Raw genomic sequence first — 20,747 nt, 5'->3', positions numbered from 1 at the left:
CCGAGCGAATGAGAGAGCAATATTTCAAACACCCTCTTGTGTTATAACTAACTTGAATTTGAATCAAGGGAGATGAAACCATGCGTAATTTGAAAGGAAAAATTGCATTGGTAACCGGAGCAAGCCGCGGGATTGGTCGTAGCATCGCATTACGTCTGGCACAGGATGGCGCATTGGTCGTCGTACACTATGGAAGACGACAAGAAGAAGCAGAAGCTGTCGTTCAGGAGATTGAACGAACAGGAGGCCAAGCATTCGCAATCGGTACGGACCTGCGCACCCTTGACGGCATTCGCGATTTCTATGCGACATTGGACGAAGAACTGCAGAAACGTACAGGAGATCATCGTTTTGACATTCTCGTAAATAACGCAGGCATCGGACAAATCTTAACGTTGGAAGAGGCTACTGAGGAATCGTTTGACGAAGTCATGAACATCAATGTCAAAGCACCGTTTTTTATGATCCAACAAGCTTTGCCCCGCTTAAGAGAGGAAGGCCGTATCATCAATCTCTCATCCTTCGTGACTCGTGCAGCTTCCCCAAGCGTGTTCACTTACAGTATATCGAAGGGAGCTGTTAACACACTGACGCTCGCTTTGGCTAAACAACTGGGGAGCCGTCATATTACGGTAAATGCGATCTTGCCTGGCATTATTAACACGGAGATGAATGCTGGCACGTTGCAAAATAATCCAGATGGGCAGAAGTACGCCGCTGGACTTTCCACCTTCAACAGATGGGGAGAGCCTGATGATGTAGCGGATATTGCCGCCTTTCTCGCTTCCTCGGACAGCCGTTGGGTAACTGGTCAATTGATTGATGCAAGTGGTGGTTCGCATCTGTAATGGTTCTCAAAAAAATAACCGATGGCCACAAACATGGGACCATCGGTTTTGTTTAGGAAGATATTATTCTTTTGGATGAATCATTTGTTCAGGGCGCACGACTTGATCGAATTGCTCTTCGGTCAGCAAATTGCTCTTGATCGCCGCTTCCTTGAGGGTGATGCCTTCTTTGTGAGCCAGCTTCGCTACGGCTGCCGCATTTTCATAGCCGATATGCGGGTTCAGTGCCGTCACCAGCATCAGCGAGTTGTTCAGGTTTTCTTTGATCACTGTCAGATCAGGCTCGATTCCTACTGCGCAATTGTCGTTGAAGGACTTCATCGCGTCTGCCAACAATCTTGCAGATTGCAGGAAATTGTAGATGATCACTGGCTTAAACACGTTCAGCTCGAAGTTCCCTTGGCTAGCAGCAAAGCCAATGGCAGCATCGTTACCCATCACTTGGCATACAACCATCGTCATCGCTTCGCTTTGGGTCGGATTCACCTTGCCTGGCATGATGGAGCTGCCTGGCTCATTCGCTGGAATGATAAGTTCACCGATTCCGCAACGTGGGCCGCTCGCCAGCCATCTCACGTCATTAGCGATTTTCATCAGATCCGCAGACAGTGCTTTCAGGGCACCATGTACATGAACGAGCTCATCATGGCTGGTCAGCGCGTGGAACTTGTTTTCTGCGGTCACGAATTGGTGGTTGGTTTCCTTGCTGATTTCTGCTGCGACCATTTCACCGAAGCGCGGATGCGCATTGATGCCTGTTCCTACCGCTGTACCGCCAATCGCCAGCTCACGCAAGTACTCATTGCTCTCCTTGATCATCTTTTCCGATTTTTCCAGCATGCGTACCCAACCGCTGAATTCTTGGCCCAGCGTCAGCGGGGTCGCGTCCTGTAAATGCGTACGACCGATTTTGATAATATCCATATAGGCTTCGCTTTTTTCTTTCAACGTTGCTTTTAACAGCTGGATTGCAGGCAGTACTTGCTCCTCGACAGCAACCAGTCCAGCCATGTGCATCGCTGTCGGGAATGTATCATTGGAGCTCTGCGATTTATTCACATCATCGTTGGCGTGGATGCGAGCGGAGCTGCCCTTCTCTTGCAGCAATTGGTTCGCGCGATGAGCAATAACTTCGTTGACGTTCATGTTGGATTGCGTGCCGCTACCTGTTTGCCAGACAACTAGTGGGAAATGCTCATCCCATTTTCCTTGGATCACTTCATCTGCTGCCGCCACAATCGCTTCTGCCTTTTCATTGTCGAGCTTGCCCAGCTTTTGATTCGCCAGAGCAGCGCTTTTTTTCAGGATGGCAAACATGCGAATCAGTGGAAGTGGCATTTTTTCTTCGCCGATTTCAAAGTTTTGAAAGCTGCGTTGTGTTTGGGCGCCCCACAGCTTATCCGCCGGAACCTTGATCTCTCCAATCGTGTCCTTTTCAATTCTGAATTCCATCTCGCATCCTCCTTGTATAAACAACGGTTTTCTCATATTCTCTATTAAAATGATAATGATTTTCATTCTTGATATCAAGAGATGAAGTGTTAAACCGAGAAAAATGAATAGTTGTCCTCCAACGGTTGTGGTCGGGGGAAGCCCTGCCACATGTCTTCCAGTCGCCTGTATCCTCACTTCGTTCGGGCGGTCTCCTTCCAGACATGTGACAGTGCTTTCGTACAGCTTGTGTTTAGTAGATGCTTTTACACCCTTTTGTTAGTCATACAAGGGAGTTTCAAGAAGCGTTTTTCGCATCATAGACTTTGCTTTCAAAAAAACAAAAGCCGCTTCTTCCCTCACGACAGCAATTAAAAAAGACGAAAGCCACGTCATGGCCTCCGTCTTCTATTATTCCTTTTTTATCTGCTTTCTACTTCTACAGAAACAACATGATCTACCGCTTTCAGCAGACTGTAAATATCCGTCGTATACGTGTTTTCCGATGCCGTAATCATCATTTCCAGCTTTTGCAGACTATTATCCAAGTCTTTGACCTTCACCCGTTTCACTTGTAGATCGAGGTGCTTAATCTGCTTGAACACCAAATCCAAATCGCCTCCGCCTTCGACCACAATCTTGATCGACAAATCTCTTTGTCTGAGCGATTCTGGACCAATCAAGCGAAGAAGGATCGGGAACAAATTAATCGCCAAAATAATGAGGATCGTCGCGGTCACTGCCTCAAAATAAAACCCTGCTCCTACTGCAATCCCAAGTCCAGAAGCCGCCCAGACCATCGATGCTGTGGTCAAGCCCGAAATGACATCATTACTCCGGCGTAGAATAACACCAGCCCCAAGGAAACCTACACCGCTCACAATTTGAGCAGCCAAGCGCAATGGGTCCATATTTGTGTGTCCAGGCAAGGAAAACCGATGCACGGATTCAATCGAGACAATCGTAATGAGACAGCTCGCAACCGAAATAACCATGCTGGTTTTTACCCCCAGCGGCTTGTGTTTGAGCTGTCGATCCATACCAATCATCAAGCCTAGAAATAGTGCAACTCCTAGTTTTAGCAAAAAATCATACGTCGTGAATATCGAGAGTGACATAAGTCTCTCCCCCCATCTGCTTTGATGTCAGGTTTTCTTCCATCGTCTATGATAAGAAGTATATCTGGTCTTTCACCTAGTGTAAACGGGGCTTTCATTCTTCATGCAAAAAGCGGAAAACCCCCACATTAGGGATTTTCCGCTTATCTTTTTCCTTATGAATGGCTGCGAATCATGCGTTTCTGTAACGACAGCAGACGTCCAAAAAGGAAGATGGCACCGGCAGCCAATCCCGTAATCAGACCAATCCAGTATCCGAATGCTGCAAGCGAAGTGAATTTCGCCAAAATGTATCCCAAAGGCAAGCCAATCACCCAATAAGATATCAGCGCAACGATAAAGGTAACGGTCACATCCTTGTACCCGCGCAGTACCCCTTGAATAGGTGCTGCGACGGCATCAGAGATCAGGAAGAGGATCGAGTACATCAAGAAATGCTGGGCAAGTTCCAACACCTCGATGTCGGTCGTATAAAAACCAGCTACCTGCTTGCTAAACATCAGCAAGCTGATCCCGAACAAAAGGGCGATCCCAAGAGCGATACCTATCCCCAAATAACTGTACTGCTTTGCGTCCCGGAACCTTTTGGCTCCGACCTCAAAGCCGACGACAATCGTCAACGCCATGGATATGCTCAATGGCACCATGTACAGGAAGGATGCGAAGTTCATCGCTGCCTGATGCGCAGCAATCGTAATCGTGCTGTATTCACTCATGAACAAAGTGACGGCCGCAAAAATGCTAACCTCACAAAAGATCGAAAATCCGATGGGAAGCCCCAGCTTTAGCAGCTCTTTCCATGCTTTCATCGAGATCCGGTGAAAATGGGAGAACAAACCGAACTCAACAAATGGGTGTACGCGATTCACGACAAACAGAGTAATCAGCAAAATACACCAGTATGTGATGCCAGATGCAAGCCCGGCACCGATTCCACCCAGTCGAGGCAAACCAAAGTTACCAAAGATAAGAGCGTAGTTCAAAAAGACGTTAATCGGCAACGAAAGCAGGGTAATGAACATCGTTACTCGCGTCTGTCCTAATGCGTCAATAAAGCAACGGAGTACCGTATAAAGAAACATCGGAATAATTCCAATAGCGATTGCATGCAGGAAGCCGCGAGCAATCGTACGCACCACAGGCTCCAATTGCATCCAGTTCAGGATCGGATCAAGCACCAAACCACCGCCGATGATGACACCGATCGCAATCCCCACACTCAAATATAAGGCCTGCATAACCGTGTAAGACACCTGATCTCGTTTCCCTGCCCCAACCATCTGTGCAACCATCGGCATGACAGCCATCAAAATCCCCGTCAAGCCTGCCTGAACAGGTGTCCATAAACTAGCCCCAATCGCTACCCCCGCCAAATCTGTCGGACTGGCATGTCCAGACATGATGGTATCAGCGAACGTCATCGAAAACAGCGCCAGTTGTGATATCAAGATTGGAAGCAAAACAGCCAAAAACTGTCGCCATTTTTCATTTAGCGAATAGGTTTCATTCATTTTTCATATCCTTCTAACCTTATAAGATGGGCTTATCGTTCAAATTATAAGTATATCAAAACAAGTAGGAATCGGCAAAATACTAGCTGCACTTACACAAACAAAGCCCAGGCAGATCACCTGGGCTTTGCACCATTATTCAACCAGCTTCCATACATCGGCTTTCCCTGGCTCTTCGCCTTTGGTCCACCATTTCGCCTCATAAACCTTGTCTTCGTAGTTCACTTTCGCTCCGCCATCATATGCTTTGCCAGAATCCCACGACAGTACGACATCGCTCACCAGTTTCCACGCATCGGAATGGTCTGGCTTTTCTCCAGTTACCCACCATTTTGCTACGAATTCCAGTCCATCATACAAGACGCGGTCTCCCTGTACATACACAGCTGAGGAATCCCACTCGGCGATTTCACCTGGTACTTCAGGCTTTTTCTCCTTTGTGCTTGCAGCAAAAGGTGCGCTCTCTTCGGAAATATTTCCTGCGGCATCAACTGCCTTGACTGTATACGTATAAGATGTTCCTGCCGTTAATCCTTTATCGACAAAGGAAGGCTTTTCAACTGACCCTACGCGGGAACCGTCACGGTACACCTCGTATTTCACCACACCAACATTGTCACGGGAAGGACTCCACATGAGGTCGATTTCTGTCTCTGTTGGATGGTGAGTCATGATTCCTGCTGGTGCAGTCGGCGCTTCTGTATCCACGATATCTTCTGCTTTTGTGCGAACAGTTAGTGCCTTGCTAGCGTTAGACTCTTTCCCTTTGCTATCAACTGCCACAACGGTATAGCTATAAGCCGTAGCAGGCGTCAAATCTTTGTCCGTGTATGCTGTTTCTTTGGTAGATGCGATTAGTTTGCCATCGCGATACACGTCGTACTGCTTGATTCCGTCAGTTGCCACGGATTTTGTCCAGCCAAGCGCAATGCTTGTAGTTGTTTGTGATACAGAAATCACATTACCTGGAACGGTAGGCTTTTCTACGATACCTGTTCCATTGTTAATCAAATTCACGTCAATTGCCTGGTAAAAGGCCATGCCCGTATCGGCAATTTCCCAAACACCCAAAATAATGTGGTAACCGCTACGATCTGTCGGTACATTGCACGAATGCGTTACCGTGAATGGCGGTCTTTTCCCTCCGTCCTGGAATGAGCAGAACAGTTCTAGATCAGCTCGGGAAAGTGGCTTGTTTGGATTCCAATCTTTTTTCGTGATGTAATATTTCCACTCCGCTGTACTATGCGGGGCTGTCAGATTCCACGTAAACGAATTTTGTCCACCCTGCAAGGTAATCTTGGTCCAGCGATCTGCTGTTTGTGTGTAAAGCTCAGGATAGCGGCCTGCACCGGTAAATTCACCATCGGCAGGACCAGATTGGGGGAACGAACCGATGCCCTCAACGCTTTGCGGTTCATACTGAATTTGACCGCAGCCTGTATTTTGCCCCGTCTTACACAAGTAAGAACGACTCGCTGGCGATTCGATGTACCCGTGAGCCGAGGCTTTCTCAGCAAACACGAGAGTAGCTGCGCCTGCCACCAGCATCATAGCCAGCATGAACAAAAGCGACAGCCCTTTACTGAACAGTGTGTTTCTCAACCCTACGTTATCCATTTATTTAATCTCCTCTTTCCTGGATTAGGATCGAATACCATGTTACAGAAAATTTTTCCAGTTTCCCAGATTCTGAATACCTAAACCAAAACCTACCAAATACCCGAATTCCAGTCAGAAAATAGGGAGATGATTCAGGAGTGTATACCTATGCATGAAAATTTATATGCTTCTTTCGGGACTATTAGATCAAAAAAAGTTGCTTGCCGAAAACTTTCTTTTCAGCAAGCAACTTTTTTACATTAACAACAACGGAACTATTTTCCCGTCGTTTACATCGATCAACCCCAGATCCGTCAGCTTCAAGGCTGGACTGACCGGGAGGGAATGCGTGCTGATCGACATGATCGGGTTGTAGTGATCGTAACCGAGCGACTCCATGGCACGGCGAAGTTGTTCGACTTCCTTTGCAGTCTTTTCCAATGGTTCCTCTGTCAGAATGCCTCCGACTGGCAAATGAAGGCTCGCGATCACCTTGCCATCCTCGACCACGTAAAAGCCGCCCTGGTTGCGGATGACTTCATTGGCTGCGACCATCATATCGTGCGGATTGTGTCCGACAACCAAGAGATTGTGGTTGTCATGCGAATAGCTGGTGGCTACCGCCCCTCGTTTGATCGTATCGCCGCTGATCAAGCCATAGCCACGGTTACCGTTTTTGCCATAGCGTTCAAAGACGGCGATCAAGCCGTACGGGCTCTCCTCCCACAAGAGTTGTCCTTCCCGCACCTCAGCAATTCCACGGTGATCCTCTGTAAAAGTAGAACCGTTTTGAACGAGCATGACCCGGCATGGATAACGATTGTCCGGCACTTCTACTGTGACGCGGAAGTCTTGCTCTGTAAGTGGTGATAGCTTGATGCTCTCATAAAAATGCGCAGGAAACTGCTTCTCTTTGACTACTTGTCGGTACTCTTCCTTGACGTCATAAGCTTTCTTCCCATTTTTATAGACGCGTTCGATCTTGAGTTCATGCAGATCAGACAGCAATAGGAAGTCCGCTATTTTGCCAGGAGCAATCGCCCCTCGATCCGTCATGTTCATACGTCTAGCTGGGGTAAATGTACTCGCGTAGATTGCGCGCTCTGGCTGCATGCCCATTTGAATGGCTTTTTTCACGATATGGTTCAAATGTCCACGATTGACCAAAGAATCGGTCATCACATCATCCGTCACAAAACAAAAATGCTCAGAAACATCTTCCTTGATCAAATAGTCCATGACTTCATCCGTCATTGATTTTTCTTGAATCTCTAGAAACATGCCCGCTGCGATTCTCGCTTCCATGCCCTCACGTGTCTGATGCGTATGATCGGAGTCCACTCCCGCATAAATGACGCGATGCAGGTCCAAATCAAGCAATTTCGGGACGTGCCCCTCGATGACGAGCTTTGGATACGTCTTGCGGATATGCTCCAGGATGCGATTCGTCTTGCAGTCAGGGTCCTTGATGATGTCTACGTAATTCATGATTTCGCCAAGGCAAATGATCTCTTCAGAACGCAAGAGCTCGTCCATGTCCGCAATCTCGACAGACCCACCTGTCGTTTCCATTGAGGTAGCTGGTACGGAGCTCGGGATCGCGTACAGCATATCAGCGACACAATCACGGCTCGCACGAATCATCTCTTTGATCCCTTCGATTCCGAACACATTGGCCATCTCATGCGGCTCCGGTACGATCGTCGTCACTCCGTTTTGAATCAAACCATAGGAAAACGTCTCCGGCGTCACCATCGTGCTCTCAATATGCAAATGAATATCGACCAGACCAGGAATCATGTAGCGGCCTTGTCCGTCCACGATCTCGGCAGCCTCAAATGTTTCCGTACTCCGCTCACCAATATAGAAGAATCGTTCATCCAAAACAGCGACGTTTCCTTTGATGAACTTTTTAAAATAGCTGTTAAACACTTGGACGTCTTGAATCAACAAATCGACCTTCACGAAAATAACCTCCTGTCTTTAGTCCACGAGTACCACTTTGTCTTTCGGAAACAGCAGATTGACGTTTAGGCCAGTCTTGTACGGCGTCTCCATCTCTTGATTGACCGTGAAGTCACCCAACTCTGTTTCCACGACATATTGATAGCTGCGTCCCAAAAACGTGCTTACCTTTACCGTCCCGCGCAGACGGTTCATTCCCAGCTCGGCGCTCTCTTCTGTCGTCACGAGGAGGTCATCTGGTCGCATTGCGCATTTTTTACCGGACGGATTCGCCGTACCCGGATTTTTGGACGCGGTAAAATGATGGTCACCGACACGCAGGCCGATTTCTCCGTTCTGCTCAGTGCGCTCTGCGAAGTCGATGAAGTTGGTAAAACCAATAAAGCGAGCGATAAACTCCGTCTTTGGATATTTGAAAATCGTGGCTGGATCGTCGAGCTGCTCGATCACGCCCTTGTTCATGATCGCCACCTGATCGGAAATGGAGAAACACTCCTCCTGGTCATGCGATACGTATACTGTCGTAATGCCCAGCTCCTGCTGAATGCGACGGATTTCTACGCGCATGTTGATCCGCAGGTTGGCATCGAGGTTACTGAGCGGCTCATCGAACAGCAGCAAGTCGGGCTGAATCACCAGTGCCCGCGCAATCGCCACGCGCTGTCTCTGACCACCAGACAGTTCCTTCGGGAAACGCTTTTCATAGCCGCCGAGACTCACGACTTCGAGAATTTGCTGTACCCGGGTCTTTACCTCTGTTTCATTGATCTTGCGCAGGCGCAAACCGAATGCCACGTTATCGAATACAGAAAGGTGCGGAAACAGCGCATAGCTCTGAAACACAAACCCGAAATTGCGCTTATTGACCGGAACGCGCGTATAATCTTTTCCTTCAAACATGAACCGGCCATCTTTTGCTTCGAGAAAACCCGCAATCAGGCGCAGCGTCGTCGTCTTTCCGCAACCGCTCGGACCGAGCAAAGAGATGAGCTGTCCTTTTTCGATATTGAGATTGAAGTTTTGCAAAATATATTGATTGTCATAGGCAACCGATACGTTATCCAGCGTGAGCAATGCCATGAGTTGATGCCTCCGTTATCGTTTTGTAAAGTAGGAAAGCCCCATCAGACGTTCAATGATGAACATGAGAATAGCCGTAAGAATCATGAGCAGCACGGAAATAGCGGCGATCGTTGGATCGAAGTTGTTTTCTACGTACGTCAACATCTGGATCGGCAGCGTGCTTACTCCTGGTCCTGTCATGAAAACAGAGATATCTACGTTGTTGAACGACTCCAGAAAAGCGATCAGAATCGCAGCAATAATCCCGGAGCGAATATTCGGCAAGACGACTTTGAAAAAGGTTTCGAGACGACCTGCCCCAAGGCTTAAAGCCGCTTCTTCAATGGCGAAGTCAAAGTTGGACAAGGATGATGCAATGACGCGAATGATAAACGGAAGCATCAGCACCGTATGACCGACGAGAAGTCCCGCATAAATCGGCAAATTGTACACGACAATGACGTATTTCAGCATGGCAAAGCCCATCACAATACCCGGAATCAGGACAGGTGAGATGAAAATGCCATTCAAAATGCCCTTGCCGCGAAAATCAAAGCGACTGAGCGCATAAGCTGCCGGAATCCCCAATAAGAGCGCCAAAAGATTTCCGAGCAAGGAAACGAACATCGACGTCTTGAATGTCGTCATGAACATTTCTACATTAAAAATGTTTTCGTACCACCGCCAGGAAAAGCCCTCCGGCGGAAACTTCAAGACGCTCCCCGGCTCAAACGACGTAAAAGAAATGATAATGAGCGGCCCTAGCAAAAATAGAAAGACGAGAGAGGTAAACAGGGCCAACCCGCGATTTTTCTCCTGCATAGTTTCTACCCCTTCGGATTTAATTTCGTCGCCAGCTTGTTCATGAAATAGATGACGACAAATGTAATGACAATCATGATCGTGGCAATGACGGATGCCAAATGCCAATCATTAAGCGTAATCGCATTTTGATACAGGAACGTGGAGATTACCCGCTGTTTTCCACCTAGCAGGGCAGGCGTGGTGTAGGCAGTCAAGCTTCCGACAAACACCAGAATGCTACCAATGATGAGTCCCGGTACACTAAGTGGCACAATGACCTTCCAGAAGGCAGTCAACTTGGAAGCACCCAAGCTCTCCGCCGCCTTCAGCAAATCTGGGTCGATGTTTTCCATCACCCCTACCAGCGTAATAATAATCAGCGGCAGGAACAGATGAATCAAACCAATCATCATCGCAGTCGGCGTATACAATATTTCCAACGGCTTATCGATGAGCCCGATTGCAAGCAGCGAGCTGTTCAATAAGCCCTTTTTTCCGAGAATAATCATCCAAGAGAACGACCGCACGACAGAGCTGGTCAGCAAAGGAAAAATCGCCAATGCCAGCAGGATGCCCTTTTTGCGTGGGCCTAGCTTGGAAATGTAGTACGCGGCAGGGAAACCGATCAGGACACACGCAATCGTCGTGACCAGACTGACCTGCAGCGTCGTCAGCATAATTTTCAGGAAGTACGCGTCTGTAAGAAATTGGAGATAGCCTTGAATCGTAAAGCTACCATCTTGATAAAAGGTGGACGCAATCGTCATCACAATCGGAATGACCATGAACAGCGTCAAAAACAGCACACCCGGCAACAGTAATAAATAAAGACCCGTTTTTCTCATCTGATTAACTCCTGTTCACGGTATCGTCAGGCTTTCAATGCGCCGATAAAACGCGCAAAGAACGCATCTGCATCTACGTCCAGACAGACGTTTATGTTCGGTTCTTTTTGTAGGCGGTTTTGAAAGTCGCAAACCGTTTGCCCATCACACAGCTCACTTCTCGTTTCGATATCTACATACAGCTTCCTGGTCGCCACCAGCTTCGGATCGAGTGCGACTGCGACAGCCAATGGATCATGCATGGCGCACGCATAGATGCCATTTCGTTGAAAATAACGATGGAGGTAGTCAGACGTACTCTGTCTTACATACTCGCCCATCGGTGTATCTCCTAGCTCACGAATATGCTCCTCGTTCAGCAGCACTCTTCGCGTCACATCCAGTCCAACCAGCGTCAATTGTGGGAATCCGGCATGAAACACAACCTTGGCCGCCTCTGGATCGACGTACATGTTATACTCCGCAACCGGCGTCACATTCCCGTGCTCGCGGACCACTCCACCCATGAAAATGACTTCCTTGACGTGTTGGACAAGCTCCGGGCATTTTTTCACCGCCAGTGCCAAATTGGTCAGCGGTCCCGTCATGATGAGCGTAATCTCGCCGGAATGAGCGAGTACGTTTTCCACGATGAAATCAGGAGCAAAGCCAGCAGTTGGCTCCTTGTAAACCGGAACACCTGCCAGAGCACCGCCCAAGCCATCTTCACCATGCACGGCATGCTCGAAAAACAACGGCCGCAGCAACGGTTCAGACGCGCCACAAACGACAGGGATTTGCTCGCCGACTTGCAAGAAATCGAGAATTTTGCACGTGTTTTCTGTGGCTTTTCGCAGCGACACGTTTCCATTCACCGTAGTAATGCCCACCAAATCGAATTGCCCGCTCTTCACAGCGAGAATGATGCCAAGCGCATCATCAATGCCCGTATCCACGTCAAGAATGATCTTTTGCACGAGTGGTCCTCCTCACATTCATTTCTCATGAAAATGAGGGTATATCCACAAATGTCTATACCCTCGCCCTTGTTTTTCTATCGCTCGTTATTGCGTGATTTCACGATTCCAACGGTCAATCCATGCTTTAGAGTGCTCGTTAACGAATTTCATGTCCATCATACGCAGCTTGCTTACGGTTTCTTCCCCGTACGTTACGCCTTTTGCTTCTTCTTCTGTCAGTTGAACCGTTTTGTTTACAGGGGAATCGATTTTTGCTTTTGCTGTTTTTTCCTGAACTTCCTTGCTCAGCTGGTAGTTGATGAAGTCTTCTGCGAGTGCTTTGTTTTTCGAGCCTTTTACGATGTTAACCGTATTCATGACCGCATATCCGCCGCTTGCAGGTTGTACGAAAACAGCTTCCGGAACAGCGGCTTTGATGTCTTTGAAGTACATTTCCATGATCGGTCCTACGCCGATTTCTTCTTGTCCAAACATGTTCACGTATTCGGAGGTCTTGTCGTAGAACTTCACTACACCTTGGTTAACTTCTTTCATTTTCGCGAAGGCTTGATCCTCGTTAAATTCTTTGCTGCCCGCTATCTGGGAAGCACTGTCGAGAACCATCGGGCCAGTTGTGGACGTAATGCTTGGCAATGTCAGCTTGCCCGCCAGTTCTGGGTTCCACAAGTCTTTCCAATCCTTGATCTCGGTTTTCACGAGCTTTGGATTGTAGGCAATCCCGAATTGGCCAATCGTGTAAGCTGGACCGTACTCCTCGCCCAGTGGTGCTTTGGCAATATCATAGATTTGATCCAGGTTTGGAATGCGGCTGCGGTCGATTTTTTCAAATGCGCCACTCTCAATTCCTTGCTGTGCATAGTAGTCAGAGAGGTAGATCAAGTCTACATCGGAGCTTCCTTGGCGAATTTTGTTCAGGCGCTCTGCATTGTTCCCGATTTCAAGTACGATTTTCACGTTATGTTCTTTTTCAAACGGCTCATATACTTCTTTGCGGAAAAAGTCTTCAGAGAAGCCCCATGTGGAGATGACCAGCTTTTGTGGCTCACCCTTGGCTTCGCCGCCAGCCCCACCCGCTTGTGGTTGATCATTGCTGCCACAGCCAGCGAGAGCCAGTGACATCATAGAAAAAGACAGGATTCCAGCAAGTAATTTTTTCATCGTAATTCTCCTCCAGTTGGGTTCATTTGATGACAAAATATGGTGGTACAATAAAAAGAAAAGTACCCTTGATTAGAACGTATCATTCTAAACAAGAGCACTTTTCTTCGTAAACAAAGAGAAGTGACACCCGTTTTTACGCAAAGTCTACGGTCTCCCCTTAAGATAGATCAAAAGAGAAAATCCGAACGATTGCGTCAGGTATTCAGTTCTGATTCAGCTAAAATAACATTCGTGATCGCCCACTGCGTAGGCGCATCATAGTCCCGTAGCACGGCTTCCAACGGCAACCCCATCTCTTCCTCCAGTCGCTCTCTCAGTCTCTTCTTATAAAGAAGGGACATGCGAAAATCGACTTCGAGCTTGAGGGCCGGCGCTTCTCCTTCCAACGCTTGTGAGCGCGGAGAGCGGCGATGCTTGGCTTGGAACGTAATCATCTGGTTTTCAATCGTGACTCGGAGCAAAGTCGTTCCAAATCCGAACAACTCTTTTGCTATCTCATTATAGATGGCAGACAGCTTTTTTCTGGTTTCATTGGAGTCCACTAGAGTCATGTCATCACCTGCGATAGCTGGTATCGGGTTCATTCGCTCTCATTATACATATGATTTTTTGATTCTTCAATAGAATATTCGTATTTAGATCAATTTCGCATTTTTCCACCAAGTCATTCGTTTGCAAAAACAGTTGACACCTAAAAAATCAGTCGTTATAATCCAACTATCCAAATAAGAATTAACCACAATGTTTGGAATGATAATTTCATAGCACATTCTCTTATGAAGAGAGGTTGAGGGACTGGCCCTATGACACCTCGGCAACCTATCGCAAACGATACGGTGCCAAATCCAGCGGAATTTATTCCGACAGATAAGAGAGGTATTGTTGCAGTGTGGTTACATACTCGCAGTTTTCGCCTCTTCTGTCGGAAGAGGCTTTTTTCTTTTCCATCTTACATCCAGAGAAAAGGGGTATTTTCATGAAAAAGACTGGTCTACTGCTCACTACACTACTGCTCGCTGCATCGCTCGTAACGGCTTGCGGCGGTAAACAAGAAGCTGCTCCTGCTAACGGTGGCACTGCTGCTGAACAAACCTCACTCAAAGTGGGCGTCACTGGCGGCCCGCACGAAGAGATTCTCAACAAAGTGAAAGAAGTCGCCAAAGGCAAAGGACTTGAAGTCGAAGTCGTCGTTTTCAACGACTACGTACAGCCGAACCAAGCTCTCGATAAAGGAAATCTCGATGTAAACAGCTTCCAAACCATCCCATTCTTGGCGAAGTTCAATCAAGATCATAAAACAAAAATTGTCGAGATCGGAAAAACCGTCACGTACCCGATGGGCCTGTACTCCACCAAGCATAAAAAAGTCGAGGACATCCAGGCAGGCGGCGTTGTCGGCATTCAAAACGACCCAACCAACCGAGCACGCGCCCTGCTGCTCTATCAGGCAGCTGGCTTGATTAAGCTCAAAGATGGCGTGGGCGACAACGCAACACCACTGGACATCGTAGAAAATCCAAAAAATTTGCAATTCAAAGAGCTGGAGGCTGCTTTCCTGGCACGCTCGTTGAGCAACGTAGAAGTCGCTTCGATTAATACGAACTTCGCAATGGAAGCTGGCTACTCCCCGAAAAAAGATGCGATCTTCGCTGAGACGGCTGACTCTCCCTATGTAAACATCTTGGCAGTCAACGAAACCAACAAAGACAACCCTGCTGTCAAAAAGCTGGTGGACATTTACCGTTCGGAAGAAGTGAAAAAATTCATCGACGAACGTTTTGAAGGAGCTGTACTGCCGTCCTGGTAAGATCGACGCCAGGAACATCAAGAACAACAAGGAGAACTCGTTATGATACAGCTAACCGATATTCATAAGTCGTATCAAGTAGGAAACAAGCAGGTAGAAGCATTGAAGGGCGTATCCCTTCAGGTGGAAAAAGGGCAAATCTACGGGGTTATCGGCTTTAGCGGAGCGGGAAAAAGTACCCTGCTCCGCACCATCAACCTGTTGGAGAAGCCGACCAGCGGTTCTGTGATCGTCAATGGCCAGAACATGCTGACCCTCAAGGAAAAAGAGCTGCGGCAAGCTCGCAAAAAGATCGGGATTATTTTTCAACACTTCAACCTGCTCTCTTCCTATAATGTCTTTGACAATGTGGCGGAAATCTTACGGATGAATCGCGTCCCCAAAGATGTCATTAAACGCAAGGTAGAAGACCTTCTCGGCTTGGTTGGCTTGTCTGATAAAGCAAACGCTTATCCTTCTCAGCTATCCGGTGGACAAAAGCAACGGGTGGGTATCGCTCGTGCACTTGCGACTGATCCGGAAATCCTGCTCTGTGACGAAGCGACTTCTGCTCTCGACCCGCAGACGACTGAATCGATTCTAGAGCTGTTGCTCGACATCAATCGAAAGTTCAACCTGACCATCGTGCTCATTACGCATGAAATGCAGGTCATTAAAAAAATCTGCGACCAGGTAGCCATCATGGAAAACGGTGTCGTCATCGAGCAAGGCTCTGTTCTGGATGTTTTCAGCAATCCGCAAGAGCAAACGACCCGTAATTTTATCAAAACGGTTTTCGACGATCAGGTACCACAGGAGATTTTGTCCAAGATAAAAGAAACCGGACCCGTTTCCAAAATTGTTCGCGTTGCCTTTCGCGGGGATGCCGCTCTCGATCCTGTTCTAGGAACACTCTCTGCACGTTTTCCGATTAGCACCAATCTGTTGTACGGCTCTATTACGACCATTAAGGGAACGGCACTCGGCATTTTGCTTTTGCACATTTCTGGTGAAGACCAGGCCATTCAGGATGGCATTCGCTTCTTGCGTGAATCCGTCTACCGCGTAGATATTGTGTCACCAGAGGAGGTACGGAGCTAATGGAGCGTTTGATTGAAATGATTCCGGTATTCGGACAATCCCTGCAAGAAACCGTCATCATGGTTGGGTTTTCATTATTCATTGCGACATTAATCGGGATTCCGCTCGGGATTTTGTTAGTCATCACACAGGCGAATCACCTTTTCCCGAACAAAATCATCTATCACACCCTGAATACGATCATCAACATTGTGCGCTCGCTGCCTTTTATTATCCTGATGGTTGCGATCATTCCTTTTACGGAGTTGATCGTGGGCACTTCGATTGGGATTGAAGGAGCAATTGTGCCGCTCATCGTCTATACCTCGCCTTACATCTCACGCTTGATGGAAACGGCCCTGCATGACGTCGATCGTGGCGTTATCGAAGCATACCAAGCGATGGGCGCATCCCGGACGCAGATTATTTTTCGCATCATGCTGCGTGAAGCACGGCCTGGTATCGTCCTCTGCCTGACGATTGCGACGATCGGCTTGATTGGCGCTACTGCTATGGCGGGCGCAGTCGGTGCTGGTGGGCTTGGCGATCTCGCCTTGCGCTACGGCTATCAGCAATGGGACATCGAAGTCATGATCATTACCGTCATTATTCTCGTCGTCTTGGTCCAGCTCATTCAATCGTTGGGTAACTGGGCAGCCCGAAAACTGAAAAAGAGTGCGTAAAACGAAGAACCCCTGACATGATCGCTTGTCAGGGGCTTTTTTGTAGGTATTTAGACCGATCGCCACTGAAAGCTCGTTGGAATTTCGTCTGATATTCATGTAGACTTATATATACAAGTCATTAAACTGAGAGGGGCTACTCAAATAACATGAAAAAACTCATCATGATGTTGGTTGCCGTAATGCTCGTACTCGCTCCGGCCGGAGGATTCATTGATCATGCCGACGCGAAAGGCTATAAGTCCGGGAAAAAATCCTTCAACTCTAATACGGCTCCTACGAACACGCAAACACCTAACAAAGCAGATACAAATGTAAATGCTTCAACAAATAAAGGTACAACAACAACTCCTGCTGCTACAGCAAGCAAAAGCGGTGGATTCATGAAAGGTCTCATGATTGGTGGTCTGGCTGGTTTGCTTTTCGGATCCCTGTTCGGTGACATGGGTATCCTGGGCTCCATCCTTGGCTTCATGATCAACCTGATGGCGATCCTCGCTGTGATTATCCTGATCCGTAAAGTGATCGTTTACTTCAAAACCAAGCGTGAGAAAGAACAGGAACTGAACGCATGGAAAAGATAACATTTTCCGAACAAGATATCATTAATGCGATCTGTATTCACGCAGCCTACAAAAAGCAGTTGAAGCCACAAGACATCTCCGTCGAACTGATGTGGGACGAAGAATACGGCTTTTCTGCTGAAGTAGACTGGATGGATCGCCAACAAATCTTCATCGAGATGAATATGATTGAAGCGATTCGCTACTATCTGGAGACCCAGATGCAGCGCAACCCTTATTCCGCCGGTATCGAGTTGGTATTGGACGACGAACAAGGGATCATCGCTCATATCACCTACTAACACTGGATAATCATTTGTTAACCCAAGGCCAATTTGTTCACGCATGTGAGCAGGTTGGCTTTTTACTTATTGAATTTGACCTCATTACGTTATATACTTTAACTTAGTGAAAATGATTATCATTACTACGGTTGATTATATACGTACATACTTTTTAAAAAGGAGTTGGCCCATTGTGGAGCGCTTATACACGCAAAAGCTGGACATCGGATACGGTGAGCTTTCCATTGTCAAAGACTTGAACATCAGCATTCCTTCTGGAAAAATCACTGCACTGGTCGGTGCAAACGGTTCTGGTAAATCGACGATCCTCAAAACTCTCGCCCGGATTATGAAGCCAACAGGCGGACAAGTATTTTTGGACGGAAAATCGATCCACCAGCAATCGACCAAGGAAGTCGCCAAGCAACTGGCGATTTTGCCGCAAAACCCAACCGCACCCGATGGCTTGACCGTGTCTGAGCTCGTTACCTATGGCCGCTTCCCCCATCAAAAAGGCTTCGGCTCTTTGACCAAGGAAGACAAAGAGATCATAAGCTGGGCTATCTCCATGACCGGCATGTCCGATTTCCATGATCGTCCGGTTGACCAGCTATCCGGCGGTCAGCGCCAACGCGCATGGATTGCCATGGCTCTGGCGCAAGGAACAGACATCCTGTTCCTGGATGAACCTACGACCTTCCTGGATATGGCTCACCAGTTGGAGGTTCTCAAGCTCCTACAAAAGCTGAATGACGAAGAAAATCGTACGATCGTCATGGTCGTCCACGATTTGAACCACGCAACCCGTTATGCACAGCACATGGTTGCAATCTCTCGCGGTACCGTTGTCGCTGAGGGAAGCCCTGCTGAAGTCATGACGCCTGAGATGCTGCGTAAGGTATTCAACATCGAAGCAGACATTCTAATTGATCCTCGCACGGGTGTACCGCTCTGCCTCCCTTATGAGCTGTCTCATGCTGTGGATCAAAAGCAACCAAACGAAAACACTACCCAACCTGTTTACACGGAAGAGCGCAAGCTGGTTGGAGCCAGATAATTGTTAGATTCCGCAAGCAAAAAGCCGGTTTTCACCACGTTTTATGGTGTAACCGGCTTTTTGCTATACCTACTTGCAGTTAGTCACAACTCCGACATACATATACCCTGTATATGTATGTTAGTATTTGTTTGCAAGAAAAATATCCCATTTCAAAGGAGAGATCATCATGAAGGTTGCCATCTTGCTTTTCGACGGCATCACCGCTTTAGATGCAATTGGTCCATACGATGTATTCGCTGCTACGCTGAAATGTGAAGTGAAGTTTGTCGCTAAGAAAAAAGGGTTAATCAAGCTTGACTCCAATATGGGCTATTTACATGCCGATTACAGCTTCTCTGAAGTTACGTCCGCTGATATTCTTGTAGTTCCCGGTTGCAGTCCGCCCAATTATAAAACCCCTATGAATGACGAAGAAACTCTACAGTGGATTCGCCACATACATGAAACAACGAAATGGACTACGTCTGTTTGCAATGGCTCTCTGATCTTGAGCGGCGCAGGCTTGTTACATGGAGCTGTAGCCACCACTCATTGGGGGTCCTTCGAACTGCTCCAATCCCTTGGAACCACTCCAACAGAGGAAAGAGTCGTTCGTCAGGGCAAAATCGTTACAGCGGCCGGTGTTTCCTCTGGTATCGACATGGCCCTCCAATTAGTTGCATGGGAATTGGGAGAAGATATGAGTAAAGGAGTCCAATTGATTTTGGAATACGATCCCCAGCCACCGTTTGACTCGGGTTCACCTAAGAAGGCACCTGCTTTATTGGTAGAACAAATCAGAGGGATGTTACAGGAGTTTGCAAAACGGGAGCCCCGGGTATAAATCAGCACGTTCAAAAAAATGAAAAGGCGACAGCCCAGGGAATGTCTTACTCCCCTCGGCTGTCGCCACTTTCTTTTCTAGCCTCTTACCACTTAACTTCTTTCAGAACTTCGTCTGCCATGCCAGCGGTAGATACCAATCCGCCACCAGACAAGTACCAGTTGCTAGAATCCAGGTAAATGATGTTGCCAGTCTTGAATGCTTTCGTGTTCTTAATCAGGTCGTTTTCTACAGTTTGCTGTGTAGAAGTAGACACTTCTTTATTCTTGGAAATCGCGTTACCACGATCAATTACGAACAGGTAGTCTGGATTTTTTTCTGCGATATATTCAAAGGAAACGCTTTGACCATGGTTTTCTACAGAAATGTTTTTGTCTACAGGCGTAAATCCGAATTCACCGTGCAGGATACCAAAACGGGAACCAGCGCCGTAAGCGTTCAGCTTGCCTTCGTTAACCATAACGATCAGAGCAGTCTTGCCGCTTGCCGTTGCTTTTGCATTCAATTCCTTGATAGATGCATCAATTTTGCCCAACTCTTCTTCTACTTGTGCTTCTTTACCGAAGATGGTACCCAATGTTTTCATGTTCTCTTTGAAAGATTCCATGTACTTCGCATTGTCTACACCCATGAAGATGGTTGGAGCAATTTTGTTCAGTTCTTCGTAAGCATCTTGTTGACGTCCAGAAATGAAGATCACATCTGGTTTCATTGCATTGATTTTCTCAAAGTCTGGCTCTTTCAAGCCACCAACGTTTGTGTATTTCGCATCTTTGAACTTTTCCAGGTATGCAGGGATGCTGGAAGACTGTGCAACACCCGCTACTTCGATACCCAATTTGTCCAAGGAATCCAGAACACCGTAGTCAAATGCTACAACGGTTTTTGGATTCTTTTTCAGTTTTGCTTCACCCAATTTATGCTTGATCGTAACGTCTTCGGATGTTTGTGCAGCTTCAGGTGCTTTTGTTGCGTCTGCCGCAGGTGTTGCAGGAGCGGCGTTATTGGAGCCGCATGCAGCTGTGAATACAGCCAACAGTACTGCCATAAACAGCATGAGTAATTTTTTGTTCACTTCTCTCACCTCTATATAGAATGTAAAAGTATATAAAATTATTGATAGCTTGCTGATGAAACCCCCGGCAGGCCATCAAAATTTTAA

Annotated in this window: 20 protein-coding genes and 1 riboswitch; of the genes, 8 read left to right on the top strand and 12 right to left on the bottom strand. The window is 47.4% G+C overall.

Annotated features, from left to right (window positions below):
- Positions 1-80 precede the first annotated feature (80 nt).
- Positions 81-848, top strand: coding sequence for an SDR family oxidoreductase (locus POF51_RS11775; RefSeq protein WP_069849847.1), 768 nt, complete (start codon positions 81-83; stop codon positions 846-848).
- 63 nt (positions 849-911) lie between these two features.
- Here POF51_RS11775 and fumC read toward each other — a convergent pair whose 3' ends face one another.
- The 11 genes from fumC to POF51_RS11720 all read right to left on the bottom strand — a co-directional run bounded on the left by fumC (position 912) and on the right by POF51_RS11720 (position 13,857).
- Positions 912-2,300, bottom strand: coding sequence for a class II fumarate hydratase (fumC, locus tag POF51_RS11770; protein WP_017252579.1), 1,389 nt, complete (start codon positions 2,298-2,300; stop codon positions 912-914).
- Between the two features lie 401 nt (positions 2,301-2,701).
- Complete coding sequence (locus POF51_RS11765) at positions 2,702-3,397, bottom strand: MgtC/SapB family protein (RefSeq protein WP_017252581.1); 696 nt, start codon at positions 3,395-3,397, stop codon at positions 2,702-2,704.
- Positions 3,398-3,552: 155 nt separating this feature from the next.
- Positions 3,553-4,908, bottom strand: coding sequence for an MATE family efflux transporter (locus tag POF51_RS11760; RefSeq protein WP_069849848.1), 1,356 nt, complete (start codon positions 4,906-4,908; stop codon positions 3,553-3,555).
- A 135-nt stretch (positions 4,909-5,043) separates the two neighbouring features.
- Entirely contained in the window at positions 5,044-6,528 is a 1,485-nt protein-coding gene (locus POF51_RS11755; protein WP_069849851.1) for a lytic polysaccharide monooxygenase, read from the bottom strand.
- 237 nt (positions 6,529-6,765) lie between these two features.
- Entirely contained in the window at positions 6,766-8,475 is a 1,710-nt protein-coding gene (locus tag POF51_RS11750) for an adenine deaminase (protein WP_069849853.1), read from the bottom strand.
- Between the two features lie 18 nt (positions 8,476-8,493).
- Positions 8,494-9,555 carry an ABC transporter ATP-binding protein gene (locus tag POF51_RS11745; RefSeq protein ID WP_069849856.1) on the bottom strand — a complete coding sequence of 354 codons (1,062 nt, stop codon included), beginning with the start codon at positions 9,553-9,555 and terminating at the stop codon, positions 8,494-8,496.
- 15 nt (positions 9,556-9,570) lie between these two features.
- Positions 9,571-10,359 carry an ABC transporter permease gene (locus POF51_RS11740; RefSeq protein ID WP_017252586.1) on the bottom strand — a complete coding sequence of 263 codons (789 nt, stop codon included), beginning with the start codon at positions 10,357-10,359 and terminating at the stop codon, positions 9,571-9,573.
- Positions 10,360-10,364: 5 nt separating this feature from the next.
- Entirely contained in the window at positions 10,365-11,186 is an 822-nt protein-coding gene (locus POF51_RS11735; protein ID WP_007724617.1) for an ABC transporter permease, read from the bottom strand.
- A gap of 26 nt (positions 11,187-11,212) precedes the next feature.
- Positions 11,213-12,142, bottom strand: coding sequence for a nucleoside hydrolase (locus tag POF51_RS11730; RefSeq protein WP_069849858.1), 930 nt, complete (start codon positions 12,140-12,142; stop codon positions 11,213-11,215).
- 87 nt (positions 12,143-12,229) lie between these two features.
- Positions 12,230-13,303: an ABC transporter substrate-binding protein gene (locus POF51_RS11725; protein WP_069849860.1), complete on the bottom strand. Its 1,074-nt coding sequence runs from the start codon at positions 13,301-13,303 to the stop codon at positions 12,230-12,232.
- A gap of 197 nt (positions 13,304-13,500) precedes the next feature.
- A complete protein-coding gene (locus POF51_RS11720) occupies positions 13,501-13,857 on the bottom strand; it encodes a hypothetical protein (protein WP_015893853.1) in 357 nt (118 codons plus the stop codon).
- Between the two features lie 220 nt (positions 13,858-14,077).
- Positions 14,078-14,180, top strand: a riboswitch (SAM riboswitch).
- A gap of 102 nt (positions 14,181-14,282) precedes the next feature.
- On the opposite strand from POF51_RS11720, the gene POF51_RS11715 reads away from it, so the two are divergent.
- The 7 genes from POF51_RS11715 (at position 14,283) to POF51_RS11685 (ending at position 19,585) form a co-directional block, all read left to right on the top strand.
- Positions 14,283-15,113 (top strand): MetQ/NlpA family ABC transporter substrate-binding protein, encoded by an 831-nt coding sequence (locus POF51_RS11715; protein WP_069849862.1) that lies wholly within the window; start codon positions 14,283-14,285, stop codon positions 15,111-15,113.
- Positions 15,114-15,155: 42 nt separating this feature from the next.
- Positions 15,156-16,193, top strand: coding sequence for a methionine ABC transporter ATP-binding protein (locus POF51_RS11710; RefSeq protein WP_069849864.1), 1,038 nt, complete (start codon positions 15,156-15,158; stop codon positions 16,191-16,193).
- A complete protein-coding gene (locus POF51_RS11705; RefSeq protein ID WP_069849866.1) occupies positions 16,193-16,855 on the top strand; it encodes a methionine ABC transporter permease in 663 nt (220 codons plus the stop codon). The genes POF51_RS11710 and POF51_RS11705 overlap by 1 nt, the downstream gene beginning before the upstream one ends.
- Positions 16,856-17,004: 149 nt before the next feature.
- A complete protein-coding gene (locus tag POF51_RS11700) occupies positions 17,005-17,439 on the top strand; it encodes a hypothetical protein (RefSeq protein ID WP_017246620.1) in 435 nt (144 codons plus the stop codon).
- Complete coding sequence (locus POF51_RS11695; RefSeq protein ID WP_069849868.1) at positions 17,427-17,720, top strand: YxcD family protein; 294 nt, start codon at positions 17,427-17,429, stop codon at positions 17,718-17,720. The genes POF51_RS11700 and POF51_RS11695 overlap by 13 nt, the downstream gene beginning before the upstream one ends.
- Before the next feature lie 175 nt (positions 17,721-17,895).
- Entirely contained in the window at positions 17,896-18,759 is an 864-nt protein-coding gene (locus POF51_RS11690) for an ABC transporter ATP-binding protein (protein WP_069849870.1), read from the top strand.
- A 169-nt stretch (positions 18,760-18,928) separates the two neighbouring features.
- Positions 18,929-19,585: a DJ-1/PfpI family protein gene (locus POF51_RS11685; protein ID WP_069849872.1), complete on the top strand. Its 657-nt coding sequence runs from the start codon at positions 18,929-18,931 to the stop codon at positions 19,583-19,585.
- A gap of 85 nt (positions 19,586-19,670) precedes the next feature.
- Here the strand turns inward: POF51_RS11685 and POF51_RS11680 are convergent, their stop codons facing one another.
- A complete protein-coding gene (locus tag POF51_RS11680; protein WP_069849874.1) occupies positions 19,671-20,660 on the bottom strand; it encodes a siderophore ABC transporter substrate-binding protein in 990 nt (329 codons plus the stop codon).
- Positions 20,661-20,747: the final 87 nt, after the last annotated feature.

The sequence above is a fragment of the Brevibacillus sp. AG genome, from assembly GCF_028369215.1.
GTDB classification, from domain to species: domain Bacteria; phylum Bacillota; class Bacilli; order Brevibacillales; family Brevibacillaceae; genus Brevibacillus; species Brevibacillus porteri.
This window is presented reverse-complemented; position numbering and strand designations above follow the sequence as displayed.